Origin of the sequence: Pseudomonas granadensis (assembly GCF_900105485.1) — a bacterium.
Lineage (GTDB): Bacteria > Pseudomonadota > Gammaproteobacteria > Pseudomonadales > Pseudomonadaceae > Aquipseudomonas > Aquipseudomonas granadensis.
This window is the reverse complement of record NZ_LT629778.1, coordinates 12,247-34,083: the sequence shown is the minus strand read 5'-3', so window position 1 is coordinate 34,083 and position 21,837 is coordinate 12,247. Positions and strand designations below refer to the sequence as shown.

Below are 21,837 nucleotides of genomic sequence, written 5' to 3'. Positions count from 1 at the left end.
GGAGTGAGCCTGCTCGCGATGGCGGCGTGTCAGTCGCCAATTTTCTTGATGATCCACCGCGATCGCGAGCAGGCTCACTCCTACAGGGATTTGTGGTGTTTGAATGATCTTTGGATGTGTCGCAAGTTGGGCCAACCGCCCTGCGTGTCCTATGCTGCTACCCATCGCTTTCAATCCGGTCGATTTCATGGGTCGCACCTTTCTCTACATTCTGCTGCTGATCGCCCTGCCCGCCGCTGCACAGATCTACAAGTACACCGACGCCAATGGCAACACGGTCTACAGCGATCATTCGCCGGACGGCGTGAAAGCGCAGCCGGTTGAGCTGCCGCCGTTGAACCGTGTCGAACCGCACGCGCCAGGTACGCCGCCCGTGCCCAAGGCCGAGACGCCACACCCTGCGCGTAATACCTACGAAATCCTTGAACTGGCCGGCCTGCCCACGGAAGAAGCCCTGCGCGCCAACAACGGCACTTTCACGGTCAGCGTGCTGATCAAGCCGCGCCTGCAGCCACCGCATCAATTAAGACTGGTACTCGACGACGAGCCTTACGGCCAGCCAAGCAACTTGCCGAGCCTGCAACTGGTCAACGTCGACCGCGGCGAACATCGGCTCGCGGTGCAGGTGATCGACGGCCAGACCGTCATTCAGCAAAGCCCACCCGCAGTCTTCACCGTGCAGCGGGTGCATCGACCATGAAAGTTGCCTGCCTGATCCTGTGCCTGCTCGCCCTGCCCGCTTCGGCGGAGGTGTTCACCTATATCGATGCCCACGGCAATCGCGTCTACACCGACCAACCGCGCGGCAACGCCAAGCGTGTGCCGATCGCCACCAGCAATCGCATGCCTGCCACCCCGACCGCCGCCGCCCCGAGTAGCCAAACCAGGAACGCCTCACCACAGCCGCCGTTTCATTACGACATGCTGCGCGTTCTGGTGCCCGAGCCCGATGCGACCATTCGCAGCAGTGGCGGGGAACTGATTGTCAGCATCACCAGCGAGCCGGCTCTTCAAGAAGGTCACCGCTACCGCTTGTTGCTGGACGGCCAGCCCACTGGCGAGCCCGGCCTGAGCCCGGTTTTCCCGCTGAGCAATATCGATCGCGGCAGCCACAACCTGTCGGCGGAAATTCTCGATGCCGAGGGTCGCACCGTCGAACGCACCGCCAACCAGCCCTTCCACCTGCTGCGCATTTCGCTGGCGCAGAAACGCCAGGTCAAACCCTGCGCCAAGGACGATTACGGCGTGCGGCCGGAATGCCCGCTGAAAGACAAACCCGAAGAACCGAAAAACCCCTTCCTGCGCTTCTTCTGACGCCACCGAGCGTTGCGCACTACATTGGTGCGCTAAGCTGCACCCTACTCAAATTCCAACCCATTTTGGTTCGAATCTTCCCGATTGAGCTGGCTTCGTGCCATACAAACGCGCGTCAAACGCCTGTTTCAGGGGTTAAACGCTTCTTTTCGGAGCCTTGGTTTGGTTTTTGCATTTTCCCGGTATCAGCGCTTAGTTCTCGCGCACGCCTTGCTCCAAAAGGGGTCCAGATGACCATAAGCGACGCAATCCATCGTTTGCTGCTCGACAACCTGACCACCGCGACCATCCTGCTCGACGCGCAATTGCGCCTCGAGTACATGAACCCGGCGGCGGAAATGCTGCTGGCCGTCAGCGGTCAGCGCAGCCATGGCCAGTTCATCAGCGAACTGTTCACCGAATCCCCCGAGGCGCTCAACTCCCTGCGCCAGGCAGTCGAGCAAGCGCATCCATTTACCAAACGCGAAGCGATGCTCACCGCGCTGACCGGCCAGACGCTGACCGTGGATTACGCGGTAACGCCCATTCTCAGCAATGGCGAAACCCTGCTTTTGCTGGAAGTCCATCCGCGTGACCGCTTGCTGCGGATCACCAAGGAAGAGGCACAGTTGTCCAAGCAGGAAACCAGCAAGATGCTGGTGCGCGGCCTTGCCCATGAAATCAAGAACCCGCTCGGCGGCATTCGCGGCGCCGCGCAATTGCTGGCCCGCGAACTGCCGGAAGACAGCCTGCGCGATTACACCAACGTGATCATTGAAGAGGCCGACCGCCTGCGCAATCTGGTCGACCGCATGCTCGGTTCCAACAAGCTGCCCTCGCTGGCGATGTGCAACGTTCACGAAGTGCTCGAACGCGTCTGCCAACTGGTCGAGGCCGAAAGCCAGGGTTGCATCACTCTGGTGCGCGACTATGACCCGAGCATTCCCGACGTATTGATCGACCGCGAGCAGATGATCCAGGCCGTATTGAACATCGTGCGCAACGCGATGCAGGCGATCAGCAGCCAGAACGAGCTGCGCCTGGGCCGCATCAGTCTGCGCACCCGCGCCATGCGCCAGTTCACCATCGGCCATATCCGGCATCGCCTGGTGACCAAGATCGAGATCATCGACAACGGCCCGGGCATCCCTGCGGAACTGCAGGAAACCATTTTCTTTCCGATGGTCAGTGGGCGCCCGGACGGTACCGGGCTGGGCCTGGCCATTACCCAGAACATCATCAGTCAGCATCAGGGCCTGATCGAGTGTGAGAGCCATCCAGGCCACACCACGTTCTCGATCTTCCTGCCACTGGAACAAGGAGCCACATCGACATGAGCCGTAGTGAAACCGTGTGGATCGTCGATGACGACCGTTCTATCCGTTGGGTTCTGGAAAAGGCCTTGCAACAGGAAGGCATGACCACGCAGAGCTTCGACAGCGCCGATGGCGTGATGAGTCGTCTGGCGCGGCAGCAGCCGGACGTGATCATTTCCGACATTCGCATGCCCGGCGCCAGCGGTCTGGACCTGTTGGCGCGGATTCGCGAACAGCACCCGCGGTTGCCGGTCATCATCATGACCGCTCACTCCGATCTGGACAGCGCGGTCGCCTCGTATCAGGGCGGCGCGTTTGAATACTTGCCCAAGCCGTTCGATGTCGACGAGGCCGTTTCGCTGGTCAAGCGTGCCAATCAGCACGCTCAGGAACAGCAAGGACTGGAAGTCGTACCGGCACTGACCCGCACCCCGGAAATCATCGGCGAAGCGCCGGCGATGCAGGAAGTGTTTCGCGCCATCGGTCGCCTGAGCCACTCGAACATCACCGTACTGATCAACGGTGAGTCGGGTACCGGTAAAGAACTGGTCGCCCACGCCCTGCACCGCCACAGTCCACGCGCGGCGTCGCCGTTCATTGCGCTGAACATGGCGGCGATCCCCAAGGATCTGATGGAGTCGGAGCTGTTCGGTCACGAAAAAGGCGCGTTCACCGGCGCCGCCAACTTGCGTCGCGGCCGTTTTGAACAGGCGGATGGCGGCACACTGTTCCTCGATGAAATCGGCGACATGCCGGCCGACACCCAGACGCGGCTGTTGCGCGTGCTGGCTGACGGTGAGTTCTATCGGGTGGGCGGGCATGTGCCGGTCAAGGTCGACGTGCGCATCATCGCCGCAACGCACCAGAACCTGGAAACCCTGGTGCATGCCGGCAAATTCCGTGAGGACTTGTTCCACCGCCTCAACGTGATCCGCATTCACATCCCGCGCCTGTCGGATCGTCGCGAAGACATTCCGACCCTGGCCAAACACTTCCTCAGCCGCGCCGCCCAGGAACTGGCGGTCGAGCCGAAGCTGCTGAAAAGCGAGACCGAGGAATACCTGAAAAACCTGCCGTGGCCGGGCAACGTGCGTCAGCTGGAGAACACCTGCCGCTGGATCACGGTGATGGCTTCCGGGCGCGAAGTGCACATCAGCGACTTGCCGCCAGAACTGCTGAACCTGCCGCAGGATTCGGCGCCGGTGACCAACTGGGAACAGGCGCTGCGTCAGTGGGCCGATCAGGCTCTGGCGCGTGGTCAGTCGAGTCTGCTGGACAGCGCGGTACCGGCGTTTGAGCGGATCATGATCGAAACGGCCCTCAAGCACACCGCCGGTCGCCGTCGTGACGCTGCGGTGTTGCTGGGTTGGGGGCGTAATACCCTGACGCGCAAGATCAAGGAATTGGGGATGAAGGTTGATGGTGGCGATGATGATGAGGGGGATGAGGGTTAACGCTTCGTTCGCTTGAGATTGTCGGTGTATTCGAGATCCAGTCCCCTCACCCCAGCCCTCTCCCAATGGGAGAGGGAGCAGATCCCGAGCGTTTTCTAAGCCTGAGTTCGGCTCGGTACCTCAGGTCGGCGTAACTGACCGGGCAACTCGGTCAGTCCCCTCTCCCTTTGGGAGAGGGTTAGGGTGAGGGCTGCCGTGCACCGCATCAATGCACAATGACCCGTGATCGCGCACTGCGACATCGCCACACTTACCATCTAAAAAGCTCAAATCCTCACAAGCCGCACACGCAAAAGCCCCGAGTTCCGGGGCTTTCGCATTGCTGACCAAGCTTTTTGTTACAGCAGATTAAAACCTGGCACGCCCCCTGCAATATCTCTTAAAGGTGATTCGTTTCACCACCCGTTTCGGGGACCTTGGTACAGGCAGGCCGGGGATTCCCCTCTTTACATCGGGCCCATGTCGCAACGCGGCGAGCCCACCCTTTTGGGATCCTTGGTACAGGCAGGCCGGGGGTTCCCTCTTTACACCGGACCGACGCGAACGGCGAAGTCCGCCCCCTTTTGGGAACCCTGATACAGGCAGGTCAGGGATTCCCGCTTTTATTCCTCCCCCCGGTTCGAGGCTCAATCGAGCTTCGGACGCTTGGGCAGATGATGCAGGGGCTGATTTTGCCGTGTACTGTCGTATGTGCGTATTTCTTCTTCCAGCCTGTCCAGCATTCTTCCCGGGCTCGGTTCTTCAGCCAAGATCCGATTCAGTCGCAACTGCTCGTCTACATCAGCGTGGTGGTATATCTCGAGAAACGACCAGACGCGCCGCTGCAAAAGCGGCCGCTCAACGTAAAACTCCGGCGTACGGCTCAGTTTCTTCAGACCTCTGGCAAGATGGCTAACGTTGCCCCAGAGTTGTAGCTTTCGAGCCAATTGCTCTGCCGGGACATGTTGCAGCCAAAGATTGGCCGACAAATCAAAACTTTCTGTTCCCAGCCAAATGTCGTTACCTGTCTGGTTACGTGCATATAGCAGCCGACGGAGGGAGACCGGATCAGTTATTGGATTGCCGATGAGATTGAAACCGGCTCTGATTTCAACGGATGCCGGGATCGCTGTGATTCGATTGTTCGCCAGATTCAATACTTTTTCTGGAATCGTCGAGGTAATGCCCTCGGGAAATCCGTCTAGCCCCATGTTGGAAAGATCCAGTTCCTGCAGCGCTGTCATAGCTTTGACTGAGGGTCCGGCAAATAGCGCATTATCACCCAGTTTTAAAACTTCCAGCTTCGACAGACCATTGCCGGCGTCAAGCCCGGAAGGAAGACGGCGTATTCCAGTCCGCGTCAGATCCAACACACGTAACTCGGTCATGCCGGTCAAATCCGGTTCCACTGTTGAATAATTAGCCCAGTGTTGCACAGGCTCCCCTGGGCGCCACGGACCGGCCTGGGCGTTCAACACTTTGACCCGGGTATCAACCAACCTCAACACCTGCAGTCTGCTCAGGCCCCTCAACGAAAAATCTGCCGGCAAGTCGCAATTCTGCAGATTCAGTTCCCGTAACCGGGTAAGCCCTGTCAACTGCCCTGCAAAGCTTGAATCCATACTGAATCTTGATTGAGCTGCCTGGAACATGAACAACCCGCGCCCGTCATTTCTGCTGGTCATCGCCAGGCTTGATACCGTCAGACTTTCAATGTTGGGAAACTGCCTGAAAAAAACCGCTGCATCCAGCGGAGCATGCCCCTTCAAAGTGAGAGAAACGACTGCGCTGAATCTCAACGAAAGCAGCTTGTCGACCGGCCATAACGTGAGATTGATATCCAGCTTGTAACCTGACAGTCGCCCGTCGCTATAGACTCGCTGATCAGGCTGGCCGTGCCACTCGTACACTTGCCGCAGCTTGCCCCACATATCCAACGCCTGCTGCATCTCCCCGCTATGGCCTATACGAGGCTCGTGGTACGGGATGCTGATGTGTTCGATGTCCAGCTGAGACGAACCACGCTGGATACGCTGGAGTTCGGCATCCGCCACATCCTTGTCATCGAACCGGGCGATAAAAGCGTCCGCATCGAGATCGCTTGCTTGCGAAAGGTACTTTTGGACCTGCGCGCGCGTGGTTCGCTCAACCAACTGGCGCGGATACCAATGACCGCTGGCGACGTCGCGTAGCAAGACCGGGCCCGATGGCAGCAACTCGCTTGGGCGCCGGGCGCGATATAAACCGGTGACGGGGTCCGCAGCGACAAGAACCAGATCGCCATTGGCCAGGTCAGCATACGTGCGGCGGCTGATCACCCGCAGACCGTCTTCATTGATTTGTGGAAGGATCGCCCGGGCATTGGTGGCGTAATCGTCCAGCGAAGGCAGGGGGGCGGGACGATGAACTTCAGCGGAGGTCGCGTGAACTACAACAGCCGCGACAGCGCGAACGTCATCCAGAGTTGAGGCGCCGGACGGTCCGGGCTGCGGCTGCAAAGGATCGTGAGCCATGCCTGTGTCGACGTTTCTGCGCCCAGACACGCCGGGCTGAGCGTTATCCGCGTCCGTGGAGCGCGAACTGCCGAGGACATCTGCGTGGCTACCGCCACCGCGAGGTGGTTTGACTGGCATATTTTTCTTCTTTGAAAAGTCGCTCTGCGTTCATGCAAGAGGTGTGGGTTTCGGCATCCTGCCGTTTGAGGGAGCGAACGATAGCGCGAGCCGGTGTTCGTTGGAGACGGGAAAGAGAGACGCTTGCAGTGGGAAATGACGCCATGAGGCGTCGGAGCGAACAGCGAGAGAAGATTATCCGCTAGGGCTCGCTCAAGCGGATCTCCAGGCGCCAGCGGTCGTCAACCTCGCTGCCGACCCACTCGCCTTTCAGCGGCCGTGCCGCCAGCACCGTCAGCAGCAAGCCACCATCGCTCTTGCGTGTGCGCCAGTTGACGTCCCGGCCGTTGAGCTTGAGCTGGCCTTTTTGCGAGGGGCCTTCGGCCTGAAACAGCAGCGCCACGCTACCGTCGATGATCTCGCCGTGCAGCTTCGGTTCGTTGTTGAACCACACCACCAGGCCGCCATCGGTGACCTCGACCTGCTGCAACTCGCTGGGGTCGGGCGTGGTCAGGCGGCCGATCATCAGACCGACCATCAGGCCGACAATCGCCAATGAGCCGATCACCCGCGGGAATAGTTTCGAACGGTTGTCCACAGGCGGCGTAGAATGCCGCTCATCTTTACCTTCGGAGCCGTGCATGTTTCACGTCATCCTTTTTCAACCAGAAATTCCGCCGAATACCGGCAACGTTATCAGGCTGTGCGCCAACAGCGGCTGCCACCTGCATTTGATCGAACCGCTGGGTTTCGAGATGGACGACAAGCGCCTGCGCCGCGCCGGTCTCGACTACCACGAATATGCCACGCTGCAGCGCCATGCGGACCTCGCCAGTTGTCTGGAAAGTCTCGGCAATCCGCGCTTGTTCGCATTCACCACCAAGGGCTCGCGGCCGTTTCACGACGCGGCGTTCGTGCCGGGCGATGCGTTTATCTTCGGCCCGGAAAGCCGCGGTTTACCCGCCGAGGTGCTCGATGCGCTGCCCGCAGAACAGCGCCTGCGCCTGCCGATGCGCGAAGGCTGCCGGAGCCTGAACCTGTCCAACACCGTCGCGGTCGCCGTATACGAAGCCTGGCGCCAGAACGACTTCAAGTAACACCACAAAACAAATGTGGGAGCGAGCCTGCTCGCGATGACGGAGTGTCAGGCAACATTAATGCGTCTGACAAACCGCTTTCGCGAGCAGGCTCGCTCCCACAGGGGTGAGGCTGAACCGTTATTGAACGGTTGGCGTCTCGCCGCTTTCCTGCATGCGCTGCAGTTCTTGCGCGTACAGGGCGTCGAAGTTCACCGGGGCCAGCATCAGTGCCGGGAACGAACCACGGGTGACCAGGCTGTCGAGGGTTTCGCGCGCGTACGGGAACAGAATGTTCGGGCAGAACGCACCCAGGGTGTGGCTCATCGAAGCGGCGTCGAGGTTCTTGATCAGGAAGATACCGGCCTGCTGCACTTCAGCGATGAAAGCGACTTCCTCACCATTTTTCACGGTCACGGACAAGGTCAGCACGACTTCAAAGAAGTCACCTTCCAGCGCTTTCTGGCGGGTGTTCAGATCCAGCGCGACCGCTGGGTCCCACTGCTGGCGGAAGATTGCCGGGCTTTTCGGGGCTTCAAAGGACAGGTCGCGAACGTAGATGCGCTGCAAGGAGAATTGCGGTGCGGTTTCTTCTTCGCTGGCTGCAGTGTTCTGTTGGTCAGTCATCTCAGATCCTTATCGATCTTGGGTCTTTTAGGGAGTGCTGTACGTGGGTGCAGCCGTTCAGCCCTTGAGCAGTGCGTCGAGTTTGCCGGCGCGCTCCAGAGCATATAAATCATCACAACCGCCGATGTGCTTTTCGCCGATCCAGATCTGCGGAACGGACGTGCGTCCGGCCTTTTTGGTCATTTCGGCGCGCAGCTGCGGCTTGCCATCGACCTTGATCTCTTCGAAGGCCACGCCTTTGCTGGCGAGCAGGTGCTTGGCGCGCGAGCAGTAAGGGCAGTAATCGCTGGAGTAGACGACGACGTGGCTCATATCACTTCACCAATGGCAGGTTGTCGCCTTTCCAGCTGGAAATCCCGCCGGACAGCTTGGCCGCAGTGAAGCCGGATTTCATCAGCTCGCGGGCGTGAGTACCAGCAGTCTGACCGAGGGCGTCGACCAGAATGATGGTCTTGGACTTGTGCTTTTCCAGCTCGCCGGTACGGGCAGCCAGTTTGTCCTGCGGAATGTTCACCGCACCGACGATGTGGCCAGCGGCGTAATCCTTGGCCGGACGGATGTCCACCACTACGCCTGCGTCCTTGTTGACCAGTGCGGTCAGTTCGCCGGTGCTCAGGCTTTTACCGCCGCCCTGCATCGTGTGCGCCAGCAACAGAGCCAGCAGTACGATGAAGATACCGACAAGAATGTAGTGGTTAGTGGCAAATTCAATCAGGTGAGCAACCATCGAAGGAGGTTCCAGGGCGTTAAAATGTCGGCCAGTATACACAGCCACTATGGTCGGCCAAACCCCGTCCGGCGGTGACGCGGTCGGAACTTCGCTTTAAACTCCAACTCCGTTTTGCATCGCCCTCTTCTTTATTAGCCACGAGTGGATTCCATGACGACTACGCCTAAACCTTTGGTCCTGATGATTCTCGACGGCTTCGGTCACAGCGACAGCCCCGAATCGAACGCCGTGTTCGCGGCGAAAAAACCTGTTCTCGATCGCCTCTGGGCCACAGTGCCGAACGGCTTGATCTCGGGCAGCGGCATGGACGTCGGCCTGCCGGACGGGCAGATGGGCAACTCCGAAGTCGGCCACATGAATCTGGGCGCCGGCCGCGTGGTGTATCAGGATTTCACCCGCGTGACCAAAGCGATCCGCGACGGCGAGTTTTTCGAGAACCCGACCATCTGCGCCGCGGTGGACAAAGCCGTTACCGCCGGCAAGGCCGTGCATTTCATGGGCCTGCTGTCGGATGGCGGCGTGCACAGCCACCAGGATCACCTGATCGCCATGGCTGAACTGGCGTTCAAGCGCGGCGCGGAAAAAATCTACCTGCACGCCTTCCTTGACGGCCGCGACACGCCGCCGAAAAGCGCTGCCTCGTCGATCGAATTGCTCGACGCGACTTTCCAGGCACTCGGCAAGGGCCGCATCGCCAGCATCGTCGGCCGTTATTTCGCCATGGACCGTGACAACCGCTGGGATCGCGTCGCTCAGGCCTACAACCTGATCGTCGACGGCAACAGCGAATTCCACGCCGCCACCGCTCAGGAAGGTCTGGAAGCTGCCTACGCACGCGGCGAGAGCGATGAATTCGTCAAAGCCACGACCATCGGTGAACCGGTGAAAGTCGAAGACGGCGATGCCGTGGTGTTCATGAACTTCCGTGCCGACCGCGCCCGCGAGTTGACTCGCGTTTTCGTCGAAGACGATTTCAAGGATTTCGAGCGCACCCGCCAGCCGAAACTGGCCGGCTTCGTCATGCTCACCCAATACGCGGCGAGCATCCCGGCACCGTCGGCCTTCGCCGCTGGCAGCCTGGAAAATGTGCTGGGCGACTATCTGGCGAAAAACGGCAAAACCCAGCTGCGCATCGCTGAAACCGAGAAGTACGCCCACGTGACCTTCTTCTTCTCTGGCGGTCGTGAAGAACCGTTCCCCGGCGAAGAGCGCATCCTGATCCCGTCGCCGAAAGTCGCGACCTATGACTTGCAGCCGGAAATGAGCGCACCCGAGGTGACCGACCGCATCGTCGACGCCATCGAAAATCAGCGTTACGACGTGATCGTGGTCAACTACGCCAACGGCGACATGGTCGGCCACAGCGGCGTGTTCGACGCAGCGGTCAAAGCGGTCGAATGCCTGGACACCTGCGTCGGGCGCATCGTTGAAGCACTGGAAAAAGTCGGCGGCGAAGCGCTGATCACGGCCGACCACGGCAACGTCGAGCAGATGGCCGACGAATCCACCGGCCAGGCGCACACCGCGCACACCACCGAGCCGGTGCCGTTCATTTATGTTGGCAAGCGTGACCTCAAGGTGCGTGAGGGTGGCGTACTGGCAGACGTGGCGCCGACCATGCTGATGTTGCTGGGCCTGGAAAAACCGGCGGAGATGACCGGCACCTCGATCCTGGTCTGATCCGAATCCGGAAAATACCGCAAAACCCTTGTAGGAGTGAGCCTGCTCGCGATAGCAATCCAACAGTCAACTATTCTGTCGGATGTGACTATGCCATCGCGAGCAGGCTCACTCCTACCCGGGTGCGTGGTGTTTTTCAGGCCAGTTATCACACAGCCCCAATTGGGCGTTTTTTTTGCAGCCTCGGGCGGGCATACTAGGCCGTCCCTTACCCTGGTGCCGCCCGCCCCTATGCTTCGCGTCCTGATCGCCCTTGCTCTGACCTGTCTGCTCCAGCCGGCCTTCGCCGATGAGCGCGCGCAAACCCAACAGCAGTTGGACGCTACGCGTCAGGATATCGCCGAGCTGAAAAAGCTCCTCGGCAAGCTGCAGGAAGAAAAATCCGGCGTGCAGAAAGAGCTCAAAGGCACCGAAACCGAGATGGGCAAGCTGCAGAAGCAGGTCGACGCCCTGCAGAAAGAACTGCAGAAAAGCGAATCCGAGCTGCAGCGGCTCGATGCAGAGAAAAAAAAACTCCAGAGCGCGCGCACTGAACAGCAGCGACTGATCGCCATTCAGGCCCGAGCGGCCTATCAGAACGGCCGGCAGGAATACCTCAAGCTGCTGCTCAACCAGCAGAACCCCGAGAAATTCGCCCGCACCCTGACCTATTACGACTACCTGAGCCAGGCCCGCCTGGAACAGCTGAAGAATTTCAATGAAACCCTGCGCCAACTGGCCAATGTCGAAAAGGACATCGGTCTGCAGCAGGCGCAGTTGCTGGTACAGAAAAGCGACCTCGATACTCAGCGCGAAGCACTCGAGAAAGTGCGCAAGGAGCGCCAGCAGGTTCTCGCCAAGCTTAATGACGACGTAAAAGCACGCGACCAGAAACTCGCTGCTCGCGAGCAGGATCAGGCAGACCTGTCTAAAGTCCTTAAAACCATCGAAGAAACCCTGGCCCGCCAGGCTCGTGAGGCAGAAGAAGCGCGACAGAAAGCGCTGATCGCCCAGCAGGAAGCGGAAAAAAAGCGCTTGCGTGAGGCGCAGGCTGACAACAGCGACGCCCCACGAAAACCCGTCAGATCAACCCCCGGCGCCCTGGTGTCCAGCAGCGGCGAGACATTTGGCGGGCCTTTTGCTGCAACCCGGGGAAAACTTCCGTGGCCGGTTGATGGTCGATTACTCGCACGCTTCGGTGAAAGCCGCGGCGACGATGCCCGAACCAAGTGGGACGGCGTGATGATCAGCGCCTCCGCTGGCAGTCAGGTGCATGCCGTCCACGGCGGTCGCGTGGTGTTCGCCGACTGGCTGCGCGGTGCCGGGCTGCTGGTGATCCTCGATCACGGCAACGGTTTTCTGAGTCTGTACGGCCACAACCAGACGCTGCTCAAGTCGGCGGGTGATGTGGTCAAAGCGGGTGAGTCGATCTCCACTGTCGGTAACAGTGGCGGTCAGGACACGCCAGCGCTGTATTTCGCAATTCGTCAGCAGGGTCACCCGAGTGATCCGGCGCAATGGTGTCGTGCGCAAGGATAAGCGCCGCATCTAATTCAGGAGTTCGTTCGACATGCTGCATTTGTCCCGCCTTACCTCGCTGGCCCTGACGATCGCCCTGGTGATCGGCGCGCCTCTGGCGTTCGCCGCGCAACCGGCCCCGTCCGTCGCTCCGGCAGGCACTGCCGCGACCGCCAAGGCCCCGCTGCCGCTGGAAGAGCTGCGCACCTTCGCCGAGGTCATGGACCGGATCAAAGCCGCGTACGTCGAACCTGTGGACGACAAGACCCTGCTGGAAAACGCGATCAAGGGCATGCTCAGCAACCTCGATCCGCATTCGGCTTACCTGGGCCCGGAAGATTTCACCGAATTGCAGGAAAGCACCAGCGGTGAATTCGGCGGCCTGGGCATCGAAGTCGGCGCCGAGGATGGCTTCATCAAGGTCGTCTCGCCGATTGATGACACTCCGGCGTCGAAGGCCGGCATTCAGGCCGGCGACTTCATCGTCAAGATCAATGGCCAGCCGACACGCGGCCAGACCATGACCGAAGCCGTCGACAAGATGCGCGGCAAGATCGGCCAGAAAATCACCCTGACCCTTGTGCGCGATGGCGGTACGCCGTTCGACGTGACCCTGGCGCGTGCGGTGATTCAGGTCAAGAGCGTCAAGGCACAGCTGCTCGAATCGGGTTACGGCTACATCCGCATTACCCAGTTCCAGGTCAAGACCGGTGACGAAGTCTCCAAGGCGCTGGCCAAGCTGCGCAAGGACAACGGCAAGAAGCTCAACGGCATCATTCTCGACCTGCGTAACAACCCGGGCGGCGTGCTGCAATCGGCGGTGGAAGTGGTCGACCACTTCATCACCAAAGGCCTGATCGTTTACACCAAGGGCCGCATCGCCAATTCCGAACTGCGCTTCTCCGCGACCGGCAAGGACGAAAGCGAAGCAGTGCCGATGGTCGTGCTGATCAACGGCGGCAGCGCTTCGGCGTCGGAAATCGTCGCCGGCGCCTTGCAGGATCAGAAACGCGCTGTGGTCATGGGCACCACCAGTTTCGGCAAAGGCTCGGTGCAAACCGTGCTGCCGCTGAACAACGACCGCGCATTGAAAATCACCACCGCGCTGTATTTCACGCCGAATGGCCGTTCGATCCAGGCGCAGGGCATCGTGCCGGACATCGAAGTGCGCCGCGCGAAGATCACCAACGAAGCCGACAGCGAGTACTTCAAGGAAGCCGATCTGCAGGGCCACCTGGGCAACGGCAACGGCGGCGCGGACAAACCGACCGGCTCCGGCGGCAAGGCCAAAGCCATGCCACAGGATGATGATTACCAGTTGGCCCAGGCCCTGAGCCTGCTCAAAGGGCTGAGCATCACGTCCGGCCGTTGAGGATGTCGCTGCGTTTTCTGTTCGTTCTGTTGTGCTGCCTGGCGGGTGCTGTTCACGCAGAGCCCGCCAGCCCGAAACCGCACAAAGCCTACCTGACGCTGATCATCGATGACCTGGGGCAAAACCTGCCCCGGGATCGTCGCGTGCTCGCCCTGCCCGGCCCGGTGACCACGGCGATCATGCCGGACACCCCGCACGCCACCGAGTTTGCCCGCGAGGCTCATCGCGCTGGCAAGGTCGTCATCCTGCACATGCCGATGGACCCGGCCACCGGGCCTTATGCCTGGCACCCGGAACTGCCGATTGAAGAACTCGAAAAACGCCTCAACGCCGCCTTCGAGAAGGTCCCGTTTACCGCCGGTATCAACAACCACATGGGCAGCCGCATGACCGCGCAACCCGTGGCGATGGCTTGGTTGATGGACGAGTTGCAGCGCCGCCACAAGTTCTTTGTCGACAGCCGCACCAGCGCCCAGACTGTCGCCGCACAGCAAGCGCAGAAGATTGATCTGGCAAGTGTCTCGCGGGACGTATTCCTCGATGACGAACGCACGGAGGCGGCAATCGCCACGCAGTTGCAGACGGCCATCAGCCTGGCGCACAAGCAGGGCTCAGCAGTGATGATCGGCCATCCGTATCCGCAAACCCTCGCGGTGCTCGAGCGTGAATTGCCGAAACTGAAGGCGCAGGGCATCGACTGGATCGATATCCGGCAGATGATCAGTGTGCGCAGCAACCGCGCCATGGCCGCTCACGGCAAAGACGGCACTTATCGGTAATAGCCGGTCACGCTAAGCAATACATAGTTACCACCGCACGCCCCGCCCCGTTTCCGATAGTGCGACCTGCCACAGGTCGCGACTCCCACGAGTCGCTTTTCAGCTATCAGGAGTTCCCATGACAACAAACACCCCGATTACCCCGGCCATTGAACGGACCGAACCCATCAGAATCGATAACCTGTTGATCAATTTCACAACAGAGTTTCTGCGCATTTGGGATACCGACGGCTTGTCAGCCAAATCTGCGTCCTTCTGGCGACCTACCCCGGCCCCCGATGCGCTACCCGGTTATTTTCCTTTGGGCGATGTCGTCACCAGAGGCCTGAGTAACATCAATGGTAAAAAGGTGGTAGCCGTTGCTTGCGAAACAGACATTGCCAGCACTGACCCCACCAAAGGCAGGGCACTGCGTCGTCCCGATGATTATGAACTGATCTGGAAAGATTCCGGGTCGGGCTCAAAAAGAGATCTGTCGATCTGGCGTCCACGCCCTCCCGCAGGCTACGTGGCGCTGGGGACGGTGTGTTCGAGCGATCATGAAAAGCCGTCACTCAACGCTGTCCGCTGCGTTCGCGCGGACCTGGTCATTCCATCGAATACCAGCGACATGATCTGGGATGACAAGGGCAGCGGAGCCCGTCAGCGTGTCAGTACCTGGAGCGCAGTACCTCCAGCCGCTTTACCCGGTGAGGTTCACTTGGCATCAGGCAGTTTTTTCGGCTTGAGTGACTACACCCGACCGGCCAGTTTTCCGGTTTACTGTCTGCGCCTGCAGATCGGGCTGCAACTGAATACACGCCCATCACCACCTGTCCTGTGCGGAGAGACACCGACGTCTTCGGACACTACAGACGATCCTTCTTACACCGCCAGCCTGCCCTGGTTCACGATCAAGGATCCGCGTTACCCAGCGACTGAGCAATTGCGTCGTTCCCCGTTCTATCAGCTGGAACGCAAGGATCGCTACATTCTGGTCGGCCATGCGCGCAACACCGACAACGACAGCCAGATATTCAGGTGGTCAGCGCCTCGCGCCCAGCGAACCGCCGGTTTACGAACGTTTTCCCACACCACTTCCATTGAGTTCGGAGCCCAATGGCAAACCCATCAGCACGACGCGCTGACGTTTTCCGCACGGTTGGGCCACGATTTCACCCAATGCGAAATACATTCGAACGAGTGGGGCATTATGGCGCCCATCGAAGTGGTTGCGGTCGTGGACCCAAACAGGTCGGTTGCCGCCTATCTGGTGCAAAGCGACTACAGACTGGTACGTGCAGACGGTACATCAGTGACCGAGGGTTTCAGCTACACCGATGGCAGTAGCTTGCACATCAGCCAGTACGCGTCACCCGAGCCCGAAATCATCGTCGTGCCGGTATCCGAGGCGGCCGAAGAGCAGACAGTGCAAGCGCCCTTGGCAGAGGACGAACCCAGCGCTCCGCTACCAACGCCAGATCAGTCCGCCACTACAGATATCGCCCCATGATCTCATCAACCACGCCTTCCTTGCGCAACTGATCCAGCGCGGCCTGCAACCTGGCGACGACTTCGTCGGGAACATCCTTGTTCAGCGCCAGATAAAGCTCTGCGCTGTTGAAGCGCAGCACGGTTTTCAGGCCGCTGACACCCTCCTGCCGGGCCAGATAACGCCCGGCGGGATCGCCGGTGGCCCACAGATCGATCTGCCCGTTGACCAGCTTCTTCGCATTGTCCTGATCGCGCAGCACTACGATCGGCTTCAGACCTTGCTTGGCCAAGGTCTCGGCGATGGCGTCGCCCTTGTAGGCACCGATCTTGTATTTGCGCGCGTCTTCCAGCGTATCGAGGGTGATCTTGCTGTCAGCCTTGGCCAACAGAATCCAATCATCCGGCCCGATCGGACCGACCCACTTGAACAGGTTTTCCCGGTCACGCAGACGCGCCATGACGAAGGCGCCGTAACCGGGGTTTTCCAGGGCAAGTTTGTACACCCGCTCCCAAGGGAAGCGCAGCGTCAGGCTGTAGGTGAGGCCGGCACGCTGGAACATTTCGCGCACGATATCGGTAGCAATGCCGCTGATGTTCTCGCCCTGGGCGAAGTTCTTGCCGTTTTTCGCCATGTTGTACGGCGGGAAGTTTTCGGTGAGAAGCACCAGATCGGTGTCGGGAGCGTTTTCGGCGCGGGCGGTGTGGATGAGCAACATCGAGGCGCTGGCGAGAACGAGAAGCAGGCGTTTGATCATGTCGGGCTACCGGATTCCATGGCGTGCCCAAGAGTGCCTTGGGTGCGCCATGGTGTCCACTGGCCGGCACGAAATCAATGCACTTCGGCACTGTCGGAAGCGCCAGCAGCAGGTGTTTGTTCAGAGGAGCCTAATCACTCTTGCTTATTAAAAATTTGAAAAACTTTTCAATAGTATTCGTTTTACATCTCGCCACAGCACAAAAAACATCACTGCAGAAAATCCAATTAGAGTTATTGAAAACCAACTTCTCTCTTTTAACTTTCGACCAAGGACCGGTCATGAACTACAAATCAAAAGTGGCAGCGGCACTCGCTTTTCTGACCACCACCTTCGCTCTAGCGTCTTGTGCATATACTTTCCCGGAACCTGCAGAGCCCATTATTTTGCATAATTCTCATCAGCAGAATAATCATTTGAACGGCATCGGACAGATCATCAAAGAGGACCGTCGCTACTGCACGGCTTTTCTCATCGACAGCCGCGACTCTGGCAATGATGCAAGCGGCCCCGCATATATCCTGACCAGTGGACATTGCGCGTCAATCTGGATTGGAACAGCTGCGGACACGGCCTATCAGGGCCAGATACAGTTCAATTACTTTCAAGACACCCTGCTGGACGCCAAGCGTTACAACATTCAAAAGGTCAACTGGGCCAGCCTGGCTGGCACTGATATCGCCGTCATGGAACTGAACAGCTCGCTGCAAGCGGTGATTGCCGACGGCATCAATCCACTCAAGGCAGCACTCAAAGCGCCTGACAGACTCATTCAGGTCAGGGTCATCGGCGCGCCCTCAAGCGCGCCAGGGCTGAGGCTTTCGTCCTGCACCCAAGAGCCTGCCGACACGACGCTGATCAAGTATCTGACCGTTCATACCCATTACCAGAAACAGGATTGCAAAGGCATCGAACCGGGTTCATCCGGCTCCCCGGTCATGGACATCGCTACAGGGGAGGTCACCGGTGTCATGTCAGGAACCACCTACGCAATCACAGCGACTGACCTGTGCTTCTGGCATGGGCTCTGTGCAACCCCAGGTCGTCAATCCGTTTTGCCTGATCAGGCCAGCCAGAGTTTCCCGATCGACTATCTGATGCCCTGTTTTTCTGACGGACACTTCAATATCGATGCTCCCGCCTGCTCGCTAAAACCCGACTTCAATTTCAGAGCCAGAACCAACTCAGACGTTACGCTTTATAAAGCGCCTGAGAACGAATATGAAAAGAGGCCAGACTGGGACGTCAGGTTTTCAATGAACACGAACTTTTTCAGATTTAAAACCGTGCGTGACGCACACGCCTGTTACTTGCCAGAACGCTACAGCAACCCGATAGATATCAGCACTGGTCTTGTTGATGCACCGATCGGCAGTGAAGCAGGCTTGTACTATCTGTGCCTGGTGGGTGTCGACTTGGTTGATCATCAACTCAGCGAGGGGAAATTACGCAACACACAGATCCTGCCGGCGCGCCTGGTCAAGCCGGGCGGGATTTCACTGCCTGAACCAGTACCTGACATCAAGCACGGCACTGAAGAGCTTTTGGTGGAATATCGTCAGAACACGGGTCGCAATATCTGGACTCAGATCTATGTTGGGGCAGTCGGTTCAACAGACTGCGCCGGCATCGAATCGAGAAGCTACACCAAGATAGGCGACAGCTTTCTGGTACCCAACCAAGCCCTGCCGTTGACGCTGTGCAGCTACACCATGGATCGCGATTTCAATACTTCTGCCGTACGCACGGAGATCTTGCAAAAACCTTGACCCGTCGGCTGCAAGCCGGGCGGTGAGTAACCCGCATGGGTTCCGCCCGGTAAAATGCAGCCTCAACGTGATCAGCGCATCACGATGCCGCGTTGGGCCATATACGCCTTGGCTTCCTGCACGGTGTATTCGCCGAAATGGAAAATACTCGCCGCCAACACGGCGCTGGCGTGACCTTCGAGGATGCCGTCGGCCAGATGCTGCAGGTTGCCGACACCCCCGGAAGCGATCACCGGGATACCCAGCGCGTCACTGATTGCGCGGGTCACGCCGAGGTCGAAGCCGTTTTTCATGCCGTCCTGATCCATGCTGGTCAGGAGGATTTCACCGGCACCGAGGCCTTCCATTTTCTTCGCCCACTCGACGGCGTCGAGGCCGGTTGGCTTGCGCCCGCCATGGGTGAAAATCTCCCAGCGCGGGGTTTCGCCGGGGCCGGAAACCTTTTTCGCGTCGATGGCAACGACGATGCACTGCGAGCCGAAATGCTGCGCCGCTTCACCGACGAACTCCGGGTTGAACACGGCGGCGGTATTGATCGACACCTTGTCCGCACCGGCATTGAGCAGGTTGCGAATGTCCTGCACGGTGCGCACGCCACCGCCGACGGTCAGCGGAATGAACACCTGGCTGGCCATGCGCTCAACGGTATGCAGCGTAGTATCACGGCCATCGACGCTGGCGGTGATGTCGAGAAAGGTAATCTCGTCGGCACCCTGCTCGTCGTAGCGACGGGCGATTTCCACCGGATCACCGGCGTCGCGGATGTTCTCGAACTTCACACCTTTGACGACCCGGCCGTTGTCCACGTCCAGGCAAGGGATGATGCGCTTGGCTAAAGCCATAAGACTTAATCTCCGATTAAGAGTTGCAAGCTTCAAGCTACTAGCTGCAAGAAAGAGCCGATCGCGGTCGAGTTTCTAACTTGCAGCTTGCAGCTTACAACTTGGAGCTGGTCGCGTAGCTGTCGCAGAAAGCCTGAGCCTCTGCCACATCCAGTGTGCCCTCATAAATCGCGCGACCCGTAATGGCGCCGATAATGCCTGGCGCCTTGGCGTCGAGCAGCGACTTGATGTCACCCAGATTGTGGATGCCGCCGGACGCAATGACCGGGATCTTCGTCGCCGCAGCCAGCGCAGCGGTGAACGGTACGTTGCAGCCCTGCATCATGCCGTCTTTGGCGATGTCGGTATAAACGATCGACGAGACGCCATCGGCTTCAAACTGTTTGGCCAGGTCGATGACCTGCACGGTACTGATTTCAGCCCAGCCGTCAGTGGCGACAAAACCGTCTTTGGCATCCAGGCCGACGATGATCTTGCCCGGAAAGGCGCGGCAGGCTTCGGCGACGAAGGCTGGATCTTTCACGGCTTTGGTGCCGATGATCACGTAGCTGACGCCGGCCTTGACGTAATGCTCGATGGTTTCCAGCGAACGGATGCCGCCGCCGATCTGGATCGGCAGGTTCGGGTAGCGCTTGGCGATCGCAGTGACCACTTCGCCATTGACCGGCTGGCCTTCGAAAGCGCCGTTCAGATCGACCAGATGCAGACGGCGGCAACCGCCCTCCACCCACTTGGCAGCCATGCTCACCGGGTCATCGGAGAACACCGTGGAATCTTCCATGCGGCCCTGGCGCAGACGTACGCAGGCACCGTCCTTGAGATCGATAGCGGGAATAATCAGCATGCTTTTTCCTTCGTCAAAGAGCTGCAAGCTGCAAGCTATAAGCTGCAAGCACGCATGTATGGCTGTTTCTTGCAGCTGGTAGCTTGACGCTTGCCGCTGCTCCTAATTTTTCTCGAGCGCCCACAGGTCGCTTTCGATGCTTTCAAACCGCTCTTTGAGATGGGTCTGCACATCGAAAATCGCCCTGTTGTAATAGTGCGGAGCAATTTCGCGGGTAAACAGCTCAAGAATTTCCGCCGCTTCGAACGAACCCAGGTCCAGTTCGAAACGGTCTTCCATGAACCGCTGAATCTTGCGATTGGCCTCGCTCTCCTGTTCGGGAGTGAGGGTCAGAATCGGCGGCTTGGACTTCTTGGCGGCCATTTACCAGCGACCGTCCCACGCGGCGAAGTTCTGCAGCAACTGCAGGCCATGGGTATGGCTTTTTTCGGGGTGGAACTGCACGGCGAAACGCGAGCCATCGGCCAGCGCTGCTGCGAAATCGACACCGTAGTGACCGCCACCGACCACCTGCCGCGCATTGGCGGCGGCAATGTAGTAGCTGTGCACGAAATAAAAACGCGCCATATCCGGTATGTCATGCCACAGTGGGTGGCTGACCTTCTGCTTTACCTCGTTCCAGCCCATGTGCGGGACTTTCAGGTGCTCGCCGTCTTCATGCAGGTCTTTGCCGAAGAACTTCACCGCACCCGGAAACAGGCCGATGCAGTCGACGCCATCGTTCTCTTGGCTGGTATCGAGCAAGGCCTGCATGCCGACACAGATGCCGAGGAACGGGCGATCCTGGCTGACTTCACGCACCAGCGAGTCGAAACCGAGGCGACGAATCTCCGCCATGCAATCGCGAATCGCGCCCACACCGGGAAACACCACGCGGTCGGCTTCGCGGATTACGTCCGCATCGCTGGTGATCAGCACCTTGCCGGCGCCGACGTGTTCCAGCGCCTTGGCCACCGAGTGCAGGTTGCCCATGCCGTAGTCGATAACTGCAACCGTCTGCATTACAGCACGCCTTTGGTCGAAGGCATTTGCCCGGCCATGCGCTCGTCCAGCTCGACAGCCATGCGCAGCGCGCGGCCGAAAGCCTTGAACACGGTTTCGATCTGGTGGTGAGTGTTGGTGCCGCGCAGATTGTCGATGTGCAGACTGACCAGTGCATGGTTGACGAAGCCCTGGAAGAACTCCTGGAAGAGGTCAACGTCGAAGCCGCCGACGGTAGCGCGGGTGTACGGCACGTGCATCTGCAGACCCGGGCGACCGGAGAAATCGATCACCACGCGTGACAGCGCTTCATCGAGCGGCACGTAGGCGTGGCCGTAGCGACGGATGCCTTTCTTGTCGCCGATGGCTTTGGCAAACGCCTGGCCGAGGGTGATACCGACGTCTTCCACCGTGTGGTGGTCGTCGATATGCAGATCGCCCTTGCATTCGATATCCAGGTCGATCAACCCGTGACGGGCGATCTGATCCAGCATGTGCTCAAGAAAAGGGACACCGATATCGAATCGGGCCTTTCCGGTGCCATCAAGGTTGATCGAGGCTTTGATCTGGGTTTCCAGAGTGTCGCGCTCGACAGACGCCTTACGTTCGGCCATCACCAGCTCCGCAAAATCATTGGGCGAAAAAGGCAGCCATTATAGGCACGCAGCAAGCAAACAGAAACACGAGAGGTGAGATGGCTGACGGATAGAATGCCCGGCGGTCGCGGGTAGACATGTCCATACAAGCCATTACGGACA

At 59.2% G+C, this 21,837-nt stretch carries 22 protein-coding genes; 11 read left to right on the top strand and 11 right to left on the bottom strand.

All coding sequences use genetic code 11. The annotated features are described in order from the left end of the window. Window positions 1-187: 187 nt before the first annotated feature. From BLU52_RS00175 to ntrC, 4 genes are all read left to right on the top strand, one after another. On the top strand, window positions 188-700 hold the full coding sequence (locus BLU52_RS00175; RefSeq protein ID WP_090288385.1) for a DUF4124 domain-containing protein: 513 nt from the start codon (window positions 188-190) through the stop codon (window positions 698-700). Beyond that, window positions 697-1,314 (top strand): DUF4124 domain-containing protein, encoded by a 618-nt coding sequence (locus BLU52_RS00170; RefSeq protein ID WP_090280250.1) that lies wholly within the window; start codon window positions 697-699, stop codon window positions 1,312-1,314. Before BLU52_RS00175 ends, BLU52_RS00170 begins: the two co-directional genes overlap by 4 nt. Window positions 1,315-1,544: 230 nt before the next feature. Continuing rightward, entirely contained in the window at window positions 1,545-2,630 is a 1,086-nt protein-coding gene (gene glnL, locus BLU52_RS00165) for a nitrogen regulation protein NR(II) (RefSeq protein WP_090280248.1), read from the top strand. Next, entirely contained in the window at window positions 2,627-4,063 is a 1,437-nt protein-coding gene (gene ntrC, locus BLU52_RS00160; protein WP_090280245.1) for a nitrogen regulation protein NR(I), read from the top strand. Before glnL ends, ntrC begins: the two co-directional genes overlap by 4 nt. Window positions 4,064-4,689: 626 nt before the next feature. Here ntrC and BLU52_RS00155 read toward each other — a convergent pair. Together BLU52_RS00155 and BLU52_RS00150 are read right to left on the bottom strand one after the other, a co-directional pair. Further along, window positions 4,690-6,675, bottom strand: coding sequence for a leucine-rich repeat domain-containing protein (locus BLU52_RS00155; protein WP_231987995.1), 1,986 nt, complete (start codon window positions 6,673-6,675; stop codon window positions 4,690-4,692). Between the two features lie 181 nt (window positions 6,676-6,856). Then, complete coding sequence (locus tag BLU52_RS00150; protein ID WP_090280243.1) at window positions 6,857-7,297, bottom strand: hypothetical protein; 441 nt, start codon at window positions 7,295-7,297, stop codon at window positions 6,857-6,859. Here BLU52_RS00150 and trmL point away from each other — a divergent pair. Continuing rightward, a complete protein-coding gene (gene trmL, locus BLU52_RS00145) occupies window positions 7,296-7,751 on the top strand; it encodes a tRNA (uridine(34)/cytosine(34)/5-carboxymethylaminomethyluridine(34)-2'-O)-methyltransferase TrmL (RefSeq protein ID WP_027611265.1) in 456 nt (151 codons plus the stop codon). The two genes, BLU52_RS00150 and trmL, sit on opposite strands and share 2 nt — an antisense overlap. A 120-nt stretch (window positions 7,752-7,871) precedes the next feature. Here trmL and secB read toward each other — a convergent pair whose 3' ends face one another. The 3 genes from secB to BLU52_RS00130 are packed head-to-tail and all read right to left on the bottom strand — an operon-like array spanning window position 7,872 to window position 9,084. Further along, window positions 7,872-8,357 (bottom strand): protein-export chaperone SecB, encoded by a 486-nt coding sequence (gene secB / locus BLU52_RS00140; protein ID WP_064117041.1) that lies wholly within the window; start codon window positions 8,355-8,357, stop codon window positions 7,872-7,874. Window positions 8,358-8,414: 57 nt separating this feature from the next. Continuing rightward, window positions 8,415-8,669, bottom strand: coding sequence for a glutaredoxin 3 (gene grxC, locus BLU52_RS00135; protein WP_090280239.1), 255 nt, complete (start codon window positions 8,667-8,669; stop codon window positions 8,415-8,417). 1 nt (window position 8,670) lies between these two features. Then, window positions 8,671-9,084 (bottom strand): rhodanese-like domain-containing protein, encoded by a 414-nt coding sequence (locus BLU52_RS00130; protein ID WP_090280235.1) that lies wholly within the window; start codon window positions 9,082-9,084, stop codon window positions 8,671-8,673. 153 nt (window positions 9,085-9,237) lie between these two features. On the opposite strand from BLU52_RS00130, the gene gpmI reads away from it, so the two are divergent. The 5 genes from gpmI (at window position 9,238) to BLU52_RS00105 (ending at window position 15,907) form a co-directional block, all read left to right on the top strand. After that, window positions 9,238-10,767: a 2,3-bisphosphoglycerate-independent phosphoglycerate mutase gene (gene gpmI, locus BLU52_RS00125; protein ID WP_090280232.1), complete on the top strand. Its 1,530-nt coding sequence runs from the start codon at window positions 9,238-9,240 to the stop codon at window positions 10,765-10,767. 231 nt (window positions 10,768-10,998) lie between these two features. Next, complete coding sequence (locus BLU52_RS00120) at window positions 10,999-12,285, top strand: murein hydrolase activator EnvC family protein (RefSeq protein ID WP_090280229.1); 1,287 nt, start codon at window positions 10,999-11,001, stop codon at window positions 12,283-12,285. 31 nt (window positions 12,286-12,316) lie between these two features. After that, window positions 12,317-13,636: a S41 family peptidase gene (locus BLU52_RS00115; RefSeq protein WP_090280226.1), complete on the top strand. Its 1,320-nt coding sequence runs from the start codon at window positions 12,317-12,319 to the stop codon at window positions 13,634-13,636. Window positions 13,637-13,638: 2 nt separating this feature from the next. Beyond that, a complete protein-coding gene (locus BLU52_RS00110) occupies window positions 13,639-14,415 on the top strand; it encodes a divergent polysaccharide deacetylase family protein (protein ID WP_090280223.1) in 777 nt (258 codons plus the stop codon). Window positions 14,416-14,533: 118 nt separating this feature from the next. Beyond that, on the top strand, window positions 14,534-15,907 hold the full coding sequence (locus BLU52_RS00105) for a Vps62-related protein (RefSeq protein WP_090280219.1): 1,374 nt from the start codon (window positions 14,534-14,536) through the stop codon (window positions 15,905-15,907). Here the strand turns inward: BLU52_RS00105 and BLU52_RS00100 are convergent. Next, window positions 15,888-16,643 (bottom strand): substrate-binding periplasmic protein, encoded by a 756-nt coding sequence (locus tag BLU52_RS00100; RefSeq protein ID WP_090280216.1) that lies wholly within the window; start codon window positions 16,641-16,643, stop codon window positions 15,888-15,890. The genes BLU52_RS00105 and BLU52_RS00100 overlap by 20 nt on opposite strands. Before the next feature lie 140 nt (window positions 16,644-16,783). Here BLU52_RS00100 and BLU52_RS00095 point away from each other — a divergent pair, with 140 nt between their 5' ends. Further along, window positions 16,784-18,412 (top strand): trypsin-like serine peptidase, encoded by a 1,629-nt coding sequence (locus tag BLU52_RS00095; protein ID WP_157720663.1) that lies wholly within the window; start codon window positions 16,784-16,786, stop codon window positions 18,410-18,412. Between the two features lie 71 nt (window positions 18,413-18,483). Here BLU52_RS00095 and hisF read toward each other — a convergent pair whose 3' ends face one another. From hisF to hisB, 5 genes are all read right to left on the bottom strand, one after another. Then, a complete protein-coding gene (hisF, locus tag BLU52_RS00090; RefSeq protein WP_003220755.1) occupies window positions 18,484-19,254 on the bottom strand; it encodes an imidazole glycerol phosphate synthase subunit HisF in 771 nt (256 codons plus the stop codon). A 94-nt stretch (window positions 19,255-19,348) separates the two neighbouring features. After that, complete coding sequence (hisA, locus tag BLU52_RS00085) at window positions 19,349-20,098, bottom strand: 1-(5-phosphoribosyl)-5-[(5-phosphoribosylamino)methylideneamino]imidazole-4-carboxamide isomerase (protein ID WP_090280206.1); 750 nt, start codon at window positions 20,096-20,098, stop codon at window positions 19,349-19,351. Between the two features lie 102 nt (window positions 20,099-20,200). Further along, window positions 20,201-20,461 carry a DUF2164 domain-containing protein gene (locus tag BLU52_RS00080; RefSeq protein WP_007952545.1) on the bottom strand — a complete coding sequence of 87 codons (261 nt, stop codon included), beginning with the start codon at window positions 20,459-20,461 and terminating at the stop codon, window positions 20,201-20,203. Beyond that, window positions 20,462-21,100, bottom strand: coding sequence for an imidazole glycerol phosphate synthase subunit HisH (gene hisH, locus BLU52_RS00075; RefSeq protein ID WP_090280203.1), 639 nt, complete (start codon window positions 21,098-21,100; stop codon window positions 20,462-20,464). Then, complete coding sequence (gene hisB / locus BLU52_RS00070) at window positions 21,100-21,693, bottom strand: imidazoleglycerol-phosphate dehydratase HisB (protein WP_007909204.1); 594 nt, start codon at window positions 21,691-21,693, stop codon at window positions 21,100-21,102. The genes hisH and hisB overlap by 1 nt, the downstream gene beginning before the upstream one ends. Window positions 21,694-21,837 lie beyond the last annotated feature (144 nt).